General features: G+C 42.7%; 12 protein-coding genes. 9 read left to right on the forward strand and 3 right to left on the reverse strand.

Features of this window, described 5'->3' with window-relative positions:
* A partial coding sequence (locus tag DWX62_RS15225) for a glycoside hydrolase family 97 C-terminal domain-containing protein (RefSeq protein WP_199670747.1) occupies positions 1 to 289 on the forward strand: 289 nt, incomplete at its 5' end.
* A gap of 6 nt (positions 290 to 295) precedes the next feature.
* Positions 296 to 1,729: a DUF4185 domain-containing protein gene (locus DWX62_RS15230; protein WP_005825193.1), complete on the forward strand. Its 1,434-nt coding sequence runs from the start codon at positions 296 to 298 to the stop codon at positions 1,727 to 1,729.
* Between the two features lie 70 nt (positions 1,730 to 1,799).
* Here the strand turns inward: DWX62_RS15230 and DWX62_RS15235 are convergent, their stop codons facing one another.
* Positions 1,800 to 2,678: a DMT family transporter gene (locus DWX62_RS15235; protein ID WP_034525442.1), complete on the reverse strand. Its 879-nt coding sequence runs from the start codon at positions 2,676 to 2,678 to the stop codon at positions 1,800 to 1,802.
* Between the two features lie 548 nt (positions 2,679 to 3,226).
* Between DWX62_RS15235 and leuS the strand changes: the two genes are divergently transcribed.
* Genes leuS through DWX62_RS15250 form a run of 3 tightly spaced genes read left to right on the forward strand, consistent with a single transcriptional unit; the run spans position 3,227 to position 7,588 of the window.
* Positions 3,227 to 6,064 carry a leucine--tRNA ligase gene (gene leuS / locus DWX62_RS15240; RefSeq protein ID WP_120172984.1) on the forward strand — a complete coding sequence of 946 codons (2,838 nt, stop codon included), beginning with the start codon at positions 3,227 to 3,229 and terminating at the stop codon, positions 6,062 to 6,064.
* A gap of 5 nt (positions 6,065 to 6,069) precedes the next feature.
* Positions 6,070 to 6,972 carry a YitT family protein gene (locus DWX62_RS15245; protein ID WP_005825197.1) on the forward strand — a complete coding sequence of 301 codons (903 nt, stop codon included), beginning with the start codon at positions 6,070 to 6,072 and terminating at the stop codon, positions 6,970 to 6,972.
* A gap of 37 nt (positions 6,973 to 7,009) precedes the next feature.
* Complete coding sequence (locus DWX62_RS15250; protein ID WP_008662263.1) at positions 7,010 to 7,588, forward strand: non-canonical purine NTP diphosphatase; 579 nt, start codon at positions 7,010 to 7,012, stop codon at positions 7,586 to 7,588.
* 93 nt (positions 7,589 to 7,681) lie between these two features.
* On the opposite strand, the gene nadA is transcribed toward DWX62_RS15250, so the two are convergent.
* The gene (nadA, locus tag DWX62_RS15255) at positions 7,682 to 8,620 is read right to left on the reverse strand and encodes a quinolinate synthase NadA (protein WP_120172985.1); all 939 of its coding nucleotides are present in this window, start codon (positions 8,618 to 8,620) and stop codon (positions 7,682 to 7,684) included.
* A gap of 464 nt (positions 8,621 to 9,084) precedes the next feature.
* Between nadA and DWX62_RS15260 the strand changes: the two genes are divergently transcribed.
* From DWX62_RS15260 to DWX62_RS15270, 3 genes are all read left to right on the forward strand, one after another.
* The gene (locus DWX62_RS15260) at positions 9,085 to 9,612 is read left to right on the forward strand and encodes an RNA methyltransferase (RefSeq protein ID WP_009037513.1); all 528 of its coding nucleotides are present in this window, start codon (positions 9,085 to 9,087) and stop codon (positions 9,610 to 9,612) included.
* 323 nt (positions 9,613 to 9,935) lie between these two features.
* Positions 9,936 to 10,898: a YitT family protein gene (locus DWX62_RS15265; RefSeq protein ID WP_005825206.1), complete on the forward strand. Its 963-nt coding sequence runs from the start codon at positions 9,936 to 9,938 to the stop codon at positions 10,896 to 10,898.
* 129 nt (positions 10,899 to 11,027) lie between these two features.
* Positions 11,028 to 11,768 carry a DUF5131 family protein gene (locus DWX62_RS15270; RefSeq protein WP_009037514.1) on the forward strand — a complete coding sequence of 247 codons (741 nt, stop codon included), beginning with the start codon at positions 11,028 to 11,030 and terminating at the stop codon, positions 11,766 to 11,768.
* Here DWX62_RS15270 and DWX62_RS15275 read toward each other — a convergent pair.
* Positions 11,763 to 12,395, reverse strand: a complete 633-nt coding sequence (locus DWX62_RS15275) for a DUF4294 domain-containing protein (protein WP_005833968.1) — start codon at positions 12,393 to 12,395, stop codon at positions 11,763 to 11,765. The genes DWX62_RS15270 and DWX62_RS15275 overlap by 6 nt on opposite strands.
* A gap of 97 nt (positions 12,396 to 12,492) precedes the next feature.
* Between DWX62_RS15275 and DWX62_RS15280 the strand changes: the two genes are divergently transcribed.
* The gene (locus DWX62_RS15280; protein ID WP_120172986.1) at positions 12,493 to 14,538 is read left to right on the forward strand and encodes a helix-hairpin-helix domain-containing protein; all 2,046 of its coding nucleotides are present in this window, start codon (positions 12,493 to 12,495) and stop codon (positions 14,536 to 14,538) included.
* Positions 14,539 to 14,540 lie beyond the last annotated feature (2 nt).

The raw sequence follows: 14,540 nt of genomic DNA on the forward strand, positions 1-14,540 counted from the left end.
GATAAGAGTTCCGCTGGCAAGGATGAATGAGCATGTCACGGTGGCCCGCAGGAGCGGTTCGGACTGGTGGGTGGGCTCGCTGAACAACGGTACGGAAAGGGATCTGAAATTGGAATTGGACTTCCTTAGTGAGGGGGACTACCAGGCAACGATCTATACCGATGCGGAGGATGTGGAGCGGAATCCAAACAATCTGGACAGACTGGTGCGGAAAGTTACAAGGAAGGATATCATTGAACTGAATCTGGCAAGGGATGGAGGAGCGCTATTACATATTACAAAATTATAAAAAATCATGATACGAATACATGTATTATTACTTGCAAGCCTCCTTTCTATATGGGGGCTTACAAGTTGTGAAAATTCGGATACAGATAAAGTAAATAGTTATAATTTAGAAGTTAACCTTTCTCAAAATGAAATTACTGCGATTAATGGTATAATATCTATCAAAGTATCAATAAAAGAATTCGATCAACTAGCTTATTTAGTAATAAATAAAATTAACGATACTAATAATATTTCTGAGAAATATATAAAATCAAATTTATCACCAGAATATATATTTGAATATATTATAAAAAAGGATGATTCTTCTACATTTTATTTTGAATTTATTGCAGTAGATAATAATAATCAGTCATCAGAAATTTCCAAATTGATAGTCAATAAAGGTATCGTCAATTATTCTAGAGAATTAAAATTTTCAAATTTAAAATGTGTATCCCGTATTACTGGTGCTGAAATAAATGGCACAAACGGATTACCTATTGTAGAATTTGAAGTAAATAATCGTACTAATGAATTATACAATGTAGGTGGTACAGATTTAGGTATTGTTTGGGAATTACAACCCGGACATTATGGACTTTTTTTCGGCGATACATTCGGTAGTGACTTTTATCCAAATTTTGTAAATCCAGGACCCAATGGGAGTAACTGGAGAAGTAATGTTTTGCTTTTCTCTGACGATCAAGATCTTTCTGATGGGCTCACCATTAATGGTGCTACTATGGATGAAAGTGGTAAAAATGCTCGTGAAATATGTTATGGAGGTAAAGATGGAAGTGGTAATGGAGATTGGACTTCTATTCCCACAGCAGCCATTCGTGCCAATGGCATAGATTATGTTCATTACATGAATATTCGTAATTGGGCAGGATGGATAACTAACTTTTCAAGTCTTTACAAATCTTCAGACAATGGAATTACTTGGACACGTTGCCAAAATGTAAAATTTGGTTCAACAAGTAATTTTGGTCAAGTAAGCTATTTCAAAAAAGACGGATATATTTATATGGTGGGTACAATTACTGGACGTGACAATAAGCCTCATCTTGCTCGTTTTTTAGAAGAAAATATTGAAAATCAAACAGAATACGAATTTTGGAATGGAAGTGGATGGATTAAAGGAAATGAAACTGCAGCCACTCCATTATTCAATGATATATCTGGAGAACTTTCCATCGCTTATCATCCAGAATTTAAAAAATGGATATTGCTCTATTTCAATAGTACACGCTATGATATCTCATTCCGAACAGCAGATCATATTATAGGGGAATGGAGTAAACCACAAAAACTAGTCGATGGCTGGCAATATTCACAATTGTATGGTTCTTATATTCACCCCATATCACTCAAAGGAAATATACTTTATTTCATTATGTCTATGTGGCTACCATATAATACTTATTTAATGTCTGCTGAACTCAAATGTAATCCATAAAAAGAATTTTGCTAAATCACATTAATAATGGGGCTGTGTCTTTGCAGACACAACCCCATTTATCTTGTATTTATTTTTTTCCTGCCCAATAAACTCCCCCCAATATCAGTATCGCCCCCATCAAAGCAACTATAGTAAGCTGTTCGCCAAGCAGAAAAGCAGAACCTACCAGAGTGAAGAGAGGATTCAGATAAATATAGTTGGAAGCTCTTATCGTTCCCAGCTGTTTTAATACTACGTTCCAGACTACAAAACAAATCAAGGAAGCCAATACACCCAGGAAAAGTAAATTGAACAGAATAGCCGGCTCGAGAAGACGGGCAATGTCGAAATTCCAGGGATGAATCAGAAATGCAGGAAGAATAGTCAATACTCCATAAAAAAATATCTTACGGGTAATGAAAGTTATACCATAACAATTGGACATTTTTCTCATTATCAAGCTATAGAATGCCCAGGAAAAAGCAGCAAGCAAAGTAAGGAAATCACCTAAAGGAGAAATCTTCAATACAAAACTACCATTATAAACCACCAATGCCACACCAACCAATGCCAGCAATGAACCAGCCATCAATCCACGGGTAGCCTTTTCCTTTTTATAAATCCACAAAGAAAGAATGGTGGTGAGCAACGGAGCCGTACAGACAATAAACGACACATTCGTCGCCAATGTAATCTCCAAAGCTGTATTTTCTGTAAAAAAGTAGAATGAACCGCCTGTTATGCCTCCTAAAAACATCCAAAATTCATCTTTCCAATTGTCGGCAAACAGTTTTCGGGGAGAAATAAGCCAAATGCCCATATAAGCTATCAGGAAACGAAGCAAGAATATTTCCTGCGGAGAAAGACCGTGCCCAATCAATACTTTCGTTGAAATAAAGGTCAGCCCCCAAATACCTACCGTAAGGACGGCGACAAGATGATAAGTATAATTTTTCATTGCGTTCATACACTTCCGATAAGTCGCACAAATATACGTACTTTCTTTTTTCAATACAATGAAACCAACCATAAATAATGTTCAGGGAGGATTTACTAAAACTCGAAGGAAGATTTACTAAAACGGGAGGAAAGATTTAGTAAATCTTCCTTCGAGTTTTAGTAAATCTTTAAACCCCTTATTAGAAGCCTATTGAACGAACTCTCATTTATCGGCAGAATAATAAACAACAATCTGCCGAATACACAGACAAAAAACACAAAGGATGAAATCTTCCCAGACTTCATCCTTCGCTATATCCTAAAAATCTTTTAGTAAATATCCTATTGAATTAATTTAGCTATTATTTGTATTACAAACAAAAAATTAGTTTTAAAAGCACATCACAAATGTAAGTAATAAAAAGTGAATTATCAAGTCTTTGCCATTGTTTTTTATGTTACTTCGCTACAAATCTGAAAATAAACCCGTAACTTTGCACCGATATTAACCGAATACTAACCGGTTTTAACCATTGAATAAACAATGTTTTCAACAAAATATTAATAAGTACCACTATGGAATACAATTTCAGGGAAATTGAAAAGAAATGGCAGAAAAGGTGGGTGGAAAACAAAACCTACCAAGTGACGGAAGACGAAACGAAGAAAAAATTCTATGTACTGAACATGTTCCCCTACCCCTCCGGTGCGGGATTGCATGTAGGTCATCCGCTGGGATATATTGCTTCGGATATTTACGCCCGCTACAAACGACTGCAAGGTTTCAATGTACTGAATCCCATGGGATATGACGCTTACGGACTTCCAGCAGAACAATATGCCATACAAACGGGACAGCACCCTGCAATTACGACCGTCAACAATATCAACCGATACCGTGAACAGTTGGATAAGATAGGTTTCTCTTTCGACTGGAACCGCGAAATCCGTACCTGCGAACCGGAATATTACCATTGGACCCAATGGGCATTCCAAAAGATGTTCAACAGCTACTACTGCAACGATGAAAAGCAGGCACGTCCCATCCAGGAACTGATTGAAGCATTCAGCCAAACCGGTACCGAAGGAATAAACGTGGCTTGCAGCGAAGAACTGAGTTTCACCGCCGCAGAGTGGAATGCCAAGAGCGAAAAGGAACAACAGGAAATCCTGATGAACTACCGTATAGCCTATCTGGGCGAGACGATGGTAAACTGGTGCCCTCAGCTGGGAACCGTACTTGCCAACGATGAAGTGGTGGACGGCGTAAGCGAACGAGGCGGCTTCCCCGTCATTCAAAAGAAGATGCGTCAATGGTGTCTCCGTGTATCTGCCTATGCACAACGCTTGCTGGACGGACTCGATACCATCGACTGGACCGAATCCCTGAAAGAAACCCAAAAGAACTGGATAGGACGCAGCGAAGGCGCTGAAATAGAATTCAAGGTAAAAGACAGCGATTTGGAATTCACTATCTTCACCACCCGTGCAGATACCATGTTCGGCGTCACCTTCATGGTATTGGCTCCCGAAAGCGAACTGGTACAGCAACTTACCACCGACACACAGAAAGATGAAGTAAACGCTTATCTGGAACGCACCAAGAAACGTACCGAACGCGAACGTATTGCCGACCGTAGCGTTACCGGTGTATTCTCCGGAAGCTATGCCATCAATCCCTTTACCGGTGAGGCAGTTCCCATCTGGATAAGCGACTATGTACTTGCAGGATACGGTACGGGTGCCATCATGGCTGTGCCTGCGCACGACAGCCGTGACTATGCTTTTGCCAAGCACTTCGGTCTCGAAATTCGTCCGTTGGTAGAAGGCTGCGATGTAAGCGAAGAGAGCTTCGATGCCAAGGAAGGCATTGTATGCAACTCTCCACGCGAAGGCGTTACTCCCTATTGCGACCTCTCACTGAACGGGCTGACCATCAAGGAAGCGATTGCCGCTACCAAGAAATATGTGAAAGAGCATAACTTGGGACGTGTAAAGGTGAACTTCCGTCTGCGCGATGCCATCTTCTCACGCCAGCGCTATTGGGGCGAGCCGTTCCCGGTTTACTACAAGGACAACATGCCTTACATGATTGACGAGAGCGCCCTGCCCTTGGAACTGCCCGAAGTAGCCAAATTCCTGCCTACCGAAACCGGTGAACCTCCATTGGGACATGCCGCAAAATGGGCTTGGGATACCGTAAACAAATGCGTCGTAGAAAACGAAAAGATAGACAACATCACCGTCTTCCCGCTGGAACTCAATACTATGCCCGGATTTGCCGGTTCAAGCGCCTATTATCTGCGCTACATGGACCCACACAACAACCAGGCACTTGTAGACAAGAAAACGGATGAGTACTGGCACAATGTAGACCTTTACGTAGGCGGTACCGAACATGCCACCGGTCACTTGATATACTCCCGTTTCTGGAATAAGTTCCTGTACGACCTCGGCATTTCCGTAGCCGAAGAACCGTTCCAAAAGCTGGTGAACCAAGGTATGATTCAAGGACGGAGCAATTTCGTCTATCGCATCAAAGATACCAATACATTCGTGTCCCTAAATCTGAAAGACCAGTACGACACTACCCCACTCCACGTAGATGTGAATATCGTATCCAATGATGTTCTGGACCTTGAAGCCTTCAAGGCATGGCGTCCAGAATACGAAACTGCCGAGTTTATTCTGGAAGACGGCAAGTACATCTGCGGATGGGCTGTGGAAAAGATGAGTAAATCCATGTTCAACGTTGTCAATCCCGATATGATTGTCGACAAATACGGTGCCGACACTCTCCGCATGTACGAAATGTTCCTCGGCCCGGTAGAACAATCAAAGCCGTGGGATACAAACGGAATAGACGGTGTGCACCGCTTCATCAAGAAGTTCTGGTCACTGTTCTACGACCGCAACGACAATTATCTGGTAACGGATGAACCTGCCACCAAGGAAGAACTGAAATCCCTCCATAAACTGATTAAGAAAGTGACGGGAGACATCGAGCAATTCTCTTACAACACAAGTATCAGTGCCTTTATGATTTGTGTAAACGAGCTGTTCGGAATGAAATGCAGCAAGAAGGAAATCCTGAACCAGTTTATCATCGTTCTGGCTCCCTTTGCTCCGCATGTATGCGAAGAGTTGTGGGAGACACTGGACAATGCAGGCTCCGTATGCGATGCCAAGTGGCCGGTATGCAACGAAGAATACCTGGTGGAAGATACGGTCAACTATACGGTTTCCTTCAACGGAAAAGCACGGTTCAACATGGAGTTCCCGGCAGATGCGGCATCGGATGCCATCCAGACTGCTGTATTGGCCGACGAACGTTCTGAAAAATGGATGGAAGGCAAGTCCATCGTCAAAGTAATCGTAGTGCCGAAGAAGATTGTGAACATCGTTGTCAAATAACAGATATGCAAATTACAAAACCAACCAAAGCGGAAGTGACGAGAGAGCTGAAGGATTATATCTTCATCACTCTGGGACTCATCAGCTATGCACTGGGATGGGCGGCATTCCTCATTCCCTATCAGATTACGACCGGAGGTACTACCGGTATCGGTGCCATCATCTATTATGCCACCGGATTTCCCATCCAGTGGTCATACTTCATCATCAATGCCGTACTGATGACTTTTGCCATCAAGATACTCGGACCGAAGTTCAGTATCAAGACTACGTTTGCCATCTTCGGACTCACTTTCTTCTTATGGTTTTTTCAGTTGCTGGTGAACGGTTCGGACGGCGTCCCTCCCCAACTGCTGGGCGAAGGACAAGACTTCATGGCTTGCCTGATAGGTGCGGCAATGTGCGGTGCCGGACTGGGTATCGTGTTCAACTGCAACGGCAGCACGGGAGGTACGGACATCATTGCAGCCATCATCCATAAATACAAGGATGTCACGCTGGGACGCATGATTATGGCTTGCGACTTCATTATCATCAGTTCCTGCTATGTGGTATTCCATGACTGGCGACGCGTGATATTCGGTTTTGTAACTTTGTTTGTCATCGGATTTGTACTGGATTACATAGTCAACAGTGCCCGGCAATCCGTCCAGTTCTTTATTTTCTCCAAAGAATATGAAAAGATTGCCGACCGCATCACCAAAGAAACCCATCGCGGTGTAACGGTACTCGACGGTATCGGCTGGTACAGTAAACACAACGTGAAGGTACTGGTCGTCCTTGCCTACAAACGCCAATCGGTAGAAATATTCCGGATGGTGAAAGATATAGACCCGAACGCTTTCATTTCCCAAAGTTCCGTCATCGGTGTATACGGAGAAGGTTTCGACCGGTTGAAAGTGAAATAGGGACTTGTATAAGCCACAAGTATAAGGAGAACATAATATGAGAAAGAAATTTGTATTTGCCACCAACAATTCACACAAACTGGAAGAAGTGACTGCCATTTTGGGAGAGAAGGTCGAACTTCTCAGCATGAAGGATATCAAATGCGATACTGACATTCCGGAAACTGCAGACACACTTGAAGGAAATGCTTTGCTGAAAGCAAGATATATCTTCGATAACTATCATCTGGACTGTTTTGCCGACGATACCGGTTTGGAAGTGGAGGCCCTTGGTGGGGCACCGGGTGTATATTCCGCCCGTTATGCCGGCGATGCACACAATTCGGAAGCAAACATGAAGAAGTTGCTGAAAGATATGGAGGGCATCGAGAACCGTAAGGCACAATTCCGTACCGTATTTGTACTTATCATCGACGGAAAGGAACATCTGTTTGAGGGCATCGTGAAAGGAGAAATTACAAAAAACAGAAAAGGTACTTCAGGTTTCGGTTACGATCCCATATTCATTCCCGAAGGATATACGCAGACTTTTGCAGAAATGGGGAATGAACTGAAGAATAAAATCAGTCACCGGGCATTGGCCACTAACAAGTTGTGTAAGTTCTTAATGAGATAATGTTTTTAATGTGCTGATATGCTAATGTGCCAATGTGCTAATTGGCTGCGCTGTCACGCCGAAAGGTCATTGGCACATTGGCATATCAGCACATTATAACCCCAGTTGAGCCGATATTTCCAACATCCTCTTAATCGGTTTCACTGCTTTTTCTGCAATCTCAGCATCCACCTTTATTTCCGGTGATTCGTTTTTCAAACAATCATAAAGCTTTTCCAGTGTATTCAGTCGCATGTAACTGCATTCATTGCAGGCACAAGTGCTGTCGTTGGGAGGAGCCGGAATAAATGTTGTCTGCGGGCATTGTTTCTGCATCTCGTGCAGGATACCGCTTTCGGTAGCTACAATGTAGCTCTTTTCGGGATGTGCCACTGCGTACTTCAGCAAAGCTGCCGTAGAGCCTACCACATCAGCCAGTTTCAAGACTGTACTCTTGCATTCGGGATGTGCCAGTACCACCGCATCGGGATGCTGCTGTTTTATTTCAACAATCTTTTCAACCGAGAATTCCTCGTGTACATGGCATGCGCCATCCCATAATAACATATTTCTTCCGGTAATGGAGTTGATATAATTACCTAAGTTCCGGTCCGGGCCAAAGATTATTTTCTCATCTTTGGGGAAGCTTTCCACAATCTGCTTTGCATTGGTAGAAGTCACCACCACATCGGTCACCGCCTTCACCGCAGCCGTTGTGTTCACGTAGGATATGACCGTATATCCGGGATACTCTTTGACAAACTGACCGAACTTGTCCGCCGGACAACTGTCCGCCAGCGAACAGCCTGCCGCCATGTCGGGCACCAGCACCTTCTTGTCGGGACAAAGCACCTTTGCCGTTTCTCCCATGAAGTGAACGCCGCACATCACGATAATGTCCGCTTCCGTCCGGGCTGCCCATTGTGCCAAAGCCAGACTGTCGCCCACGTAATCGGCTATATCCTGTATTTCACCTTTCTGGTAGTAATGGCCCAGAATGATTGCGTTCTTCTCCTTCTTCAGCTGCTTGATAGCTTCTATAAGATTATCCATAATTATATTTTTTAATTTCTCTTTCTTCTTTAAAAATCCTTTGATAGTGATGATAGGCTGTTAATAGTGTGGACAAATAAATACGATTTTTCTTGCCCATGAAGTTATTAGTATCAAGCTGAATTTTACTCTTATGCTTATAAACCGGGGTTTTTAAGTTTATCCGTTGATAATAAGACTTCTGCTAAACAGCATTAACATGTTGTTAATAATATGCAAAGTTAATAACTTTAGAGTTATAAACCGATGAAACCAGGCTGAAAAATATGTTGAATGAAGCCTGGAAAATTCTCCTTAACTTTTTTGGTTTGTTCGTTTCACTGCTGTAATATGCAGACCTTTGAATAATGCAAGGATTATTTTTAAAATTGTTTCCCTATTGTATTGACACCTTTTCAACGGTTATTAACCGGGATATAAACGGAAAAAAGTATCTTTGCAGGGAGATTTAAAAGTATATTGTCATGCGTAAACTGAAGATAACTGAACTGAATCGTATTAGTGTAGAGGAATTTAAGGAAGCCGAAAAACTGCCTTTGGTAGTGGTATTGGATAATATCCGCAGTCTCCATAATATAGGTTCCGTTTTCCGTACTTCGGATGCTTTCCGCATCGAGTGCATTTATCTTTGTGGCATTACAGCTATCCCACCCCATCCGGAGATGCACAAAACAGCTTTGGGAGCGGAATTTACCGTAGATTGGAAATATGTTGATAACTCTGTTGAAGCTGTTGATAACCTAAAATCCGAGGGATACATCGTTTATTCTGTAGAGCAGGCAGAAGGTAGTGTGATGCTGGACGAACTGGTGCTGGACAAGACTAAAAAGTATGCTGTGGTAATGGGAAATGAAGTGAAGGGTGTTCAACAAGAAGTGATTGACCATTCGCACGGTTGCATTGAAATTCCTCAATACGGCACAAAGCATTCGTTGAATGTATCGGTTACGGCGGGTATTGTTATTTGGGATTTATTCAAGAAACTGAGATAATAACAGGGCTGTTAATAAGCTGTCAATATATCGGGTTTGTTGGAGCTATAGATCGAACACGGTGCATCTATAGATCCAGCGTGTTGCATCTATAGCTCCAATAAACTAGTTCTATATAGGTATGATGAGAGATTTTATGAACAGTGGTTTATTTTTATAATCAACCACTTCATTCATTGTAAATTAATGCTTTATCTCCTAATTTATCCTTTTTGTTAACCATGTATTCAACACATATCGGTTGTATGTGGAAAACTTGCTGTACAGTTGGTGTCTTTTCTTATTTTTTGTATATTTGCTGAATATATATAAATCATATCGATATGAAAAAGATAATATCTTCATGGATAGGCATTTTTGTAGGTTGTACTATTCTGGCAGCAGGTTTTGTTTACTTTATCAATCCTTATAATCTTGTTCCTGGCGGGGTGTATGGAGCCAGTATTGTGCTTCATAATCTGTTCCCTTCTATTCAGGTAGGTACTTTCGGTTATATGTTTGATATTCCTTTGCTTATCATTTCCGTGCTGGTACTGGGAGCAAAATTGGGAGCACGTACTATCGTGGCGGCACTATTCACTCCGCTTGCCATGAATGTGCTGTCTCTCCTCTCCTATCCTTCTGAAGAAGCGCTCCATCAGTTGGACCCTACACAGTTGCTGGGTGGCAGTCTGAATATGTCCGACCATTTGATGCTGACTTCTGTGATTGGTGCGGTGGTTATCGGTATAGGCTGTGGTATTGTAGTGCGTAGCCGGGCTACTACAGGAGGTACGGATATTGTGGCGATGATATTGCAGAAATATTGCCATATACGTTTTTCAAAGGCGATACTGCTGGTAGATGGTATTGTGGTGGGATTCGGCCTATTGGTTATCGGTTTCGGTATCGGAAATCCGGATGATGCTACACAACCTTCGTGGCATTTGTCTTTCTATTCACTGATAGCTATTTTTGTCACTTCGAGGGTATTGGCCTATGTGATAAATGGGGAGAAGAATGACAAGATACTGTTTGTCATCAGTGATATGCGCCTTACCGCTTTGCACGACTATATTCTTAAAGATTTGGACCGTACAGCCACTTGCATCAAGAGTAGTGGTCTTTATACCAATGTAGACAAGGAAATGCTGTTTCTTGTGGTGAGTTACAAGGAAGTGGTAGGTATCAAGCAGAAGATAAGGGAAGTAGACCCAAAGGCTTTTGTAGTGGTTACCGATGCTTATGATGCATTTGGTGAAGGTTGGAAAGAGCTTCCGATGGCAGGAGAGGTACAACCCGAATAGGTAGTAATAAACAATTGTTCATTCTATTATTAACTGAATATATAGCTTAATATCAATTGTTTAATAACTAATTATTTATGTTGCTAACATAGTTTTCAACATGGTGTTAACGATAAGTTTTTTGTTTGAATGAACGGTATTGTTGCGAAGTCGATGATGTGGAACTTATGGCATGGTTGCCATAAATTGAGTGCAGGTTGTAAGCATTGTTATGTTTATCGTGGTGATGCCCGGCGAGAGGTGGACAGTTCGGTGGTGGTGCGGACAAAAAACTTTGACCTGCCTTTGCGTAAAAAGCGTAACGGAGAATTCAAGATACCACCTGGAACATTTGTCTACACCTGCTTTACTTCCGATTTCTTTGTGGAAGATGCTGACAAATGGCGGGCCGAAGCATGGGAGATGATTCGTTGTCGCAGTGACCTGCATTTTATGATGATTACCAAGCGTATAGACCGTTTTTCTGACTGTCTGCCCGATGATTGGGGAGACGGATATGATAATGTAACCATCTGCTGTACGGTTGAAAACCAGGCTTGCGCCGATTATCGCTTGCCCATTTATAAGAGGGCTCCCATAAAGCATAAGATAATAATCTGTGAACCGCTGCTGGAAAGGATAGATTTAAGTACTTATGCTGTTGGCGAATGGATTGAACAGATAGTTGCAGGGGGAGAATCCGGTTACGAAGCCCGCCCTTGTGATTTTGAATGGGTGATGGACCTTCGCAGAATTTGTGTGGAAAATAAAGTGGACTTCTGGTTCAAGCAGACCGGTTCTAAGTTCGTCAAAGACGGAAAGACATATAATGTGAAACGCCAATTTCAACATTCGCAGGCACGCAAGGCGGGAATAAACATCAGTTTATAATTGTCCGCTTTCTACCATCAATATCACCCGTTCGGTCAATGCATCGTCTCCCATAGGGTCGTATTGTTTTTTTAGACTGGCGCCGAAGAGTGCGGCAAAAGTCTGGTAGAAACCGGCTTTGAAAGGGCCCATAAAAGCTTTTACCAGTTCATATCCGGTGGAGTTGGTCTGTCGGTCTACCAGTTTTATTAACAGTTTGCCTTGGGCAAAGGTAAGTTTCTTCATGCGGGGAGTGTATTGCTCCTTCAAGCTTTTCTCTACTGCTTTCATGTGTTTCTGGCGGGCTTTCTCGGTGGGCAGGGTCATCATGTATTCGTAGGTTTCAATGATGGCACGGTTAATCTCCTTGGAGATGGGAAGTACCTTCTTTACGTCACGAATGAGTTTGTAGTACTTGTTCATGTCGCGCTTGTTCTTGAATTTAAGCGGCTTGAAGATGTAGACAGTGGGGAGCTTGACATAAGGGATGGTATCTCCTTCGTAAACGCACATGGGAGTAAGATAGACACTCTTTTGCGCAGCAGACTGTGGTTGCTGCTGTGCAAAGCATTTCAGGCTTCCGAGAGAAAGAAACATGATGAGTATTACTATGTTAAGCCTTGCGTTCATGTTGCAAAAGTACACCATTCTGTGTAATGTTGTTGCATCATGTTGATTTTTCCTTGCTCAATTAACTTATTTAAGGTAACTTCGCTTCCCAAAACATGAAAGTGACCTACTATTAATGGAATTACTCAAGATAGGAGTTTTTGTAAGTATGCTGTCAATGACTCCTATGCTTGAAGCTCAAAATATATCCGGCCTTCAGAAAGAACAGCCTTTACTTCTTTTGGAAGAAAATTTGGAACAACTTTCCATCGGGAATGAGGAAGAATACGGTTGGGAAGATGAATTGGAGGAGTTGTCCCGACGTCTGCAAGAGCCTGTCAACCTCAATGCCGCCACTAAACGGCAATTGGAGCAGTTTCCTTTTCTTACGGATATACAGATAGAGAATCTTCTGGCTTATGTCTATATACACGGACAGATGCAGACCATTTATGAATTGCAACTGGTGGAGGAGATGGATAAACGTACCATCGACCTACTGCTGCCCTTTGTCTGTGTGCGGGCAGTGAAAGCGGGTAGGGGGTATCCTGCTTTAAAATCTATACTGAAATACGGGAAACACGAAACATTGGCACGTTTGGATGTACCGTTCTATATCCGTAAAGGATATGAGAAGAATTACCTGGGACCTTCCCTTTACCATTCTTTGCGCTATAATTTTCATTATGGAGATTATCTCCAAATAGGCGTGACGGGAGAGAAGGATGCCGGAGAACCCTTCTTTGCCCTGCACAACAGAAAAGGCTATGATTACTATTCTTTCTATTTTCTGATAAAGAATCTGGGGCGGCTGAAGGCTTTGGCATTGGGCAATTACCGTCTGAGCTTCGGGCAGGGACTGGTACTTAGTACGGATTTTCGTTTAGGAAAAACATTCTCTATGTCTACAACAGAATATCGTACCGGAGGCATCCGTAAGCATAGTTCTACCGATGAGTACAATTATTTCCGGGGAGTGGCGGCAACGGTGGGAGTATTGCCTTACTTGGATATTTCGGCTTTCTATTCGCATCGCTCCATGGACGGTGTGGTGGAGGATGGCGAGATAACTTCCATTTACAAGACGGGATTGCATCGCACGCAGAAGGAGGCAGATAAAATGAATGCCTTTGCCTTGCAGGTGATAGGTGGAAACATGACCTATGAAAAGAACTCTCTGAAGGTGGGAGTGACGGGGATTTACTATTTTTTCAACCATCCTTACAAGCCTCGGTTGAACAAGTATGCAAAGTACAATCTTCATGGAAGTGATTTCTATAATGTGGGCATGGATTATAGGTATCGTCTGGGCCGTTTTGTCTGGGTGGGGGAAGCGGCAACCGGCAGTAAAGGCTATGCGTTGCTGAACCGGCTGAAGTATAATCTTTCTTCCGATTATCATCTGCTACTTGTTCACCGGTATTATTCATATGATTATTGGACTTTGTTTGGGCGTTCCTTTGGCGAAAGCAGTATGCCGCAGAATGAGAACGGATGGTATCTGGCAGCAGAGGCCACACCTTTCGCCCGGTGGAAGTTTTTCACTTCACTGGATGTGTTTTCTTTTCCTTGGTGGAAATACCGTATAAGTAAGCCCTCAAAGGGAGTGGATGCCATGTTTCAGGTTACTTATACTCCTCGAAAGAGCCTTTCGATGTATTTTAATTATCGGTACAAACAGAAAGAAAGAGACGTGACGGGTACAAGCGGTGCAGTTATCGAACCTATCTATCACCATAAACTCCGTTATCGGCTGACCTATATGCCGGGAAGATATATCTTTCGTACTACAATAGATTATAACCACTTCCGTCAGCAGGATGGGGAAGGGTATCGCTTTGATAGACGGCAAGGTTATCAGTGTACTCAATTTTGCTCGTACACTTTCCCCTTCCCTCTGTCAGTTTCCGTGCAGGGAACCTGGTTTCATACGGACGATTACGATTCGCGTGTTTACGCCTCCGAGCGTGGATTGTTATATACTTTCTATACCCCTTCCTTCTATGGCAAAGGGTTCCGTTACTCCGCTCATCTGCGATATGATTTGAGTAAGAACTTCATGTTTCTTGCCAAATTCGGACAGACGGTTTATCAGGATAGGGAGACGATTGGTTCGGGCAATGATGAGATACCGGGAAATAGGAGAGCGGACTTGCAGATGCAACTGCGTATCAAGTTTTAGAA

The sequence above is a fragment of the Bacteroides sp. AF20-13LB genome (assembly GCF_003603065.1).
GTDB lineage: Bacteria > Bacteroidota > Bacteroidia > Bacteroidales > Bacteroidaceae > Bacteroides > Bacteroides uniformis.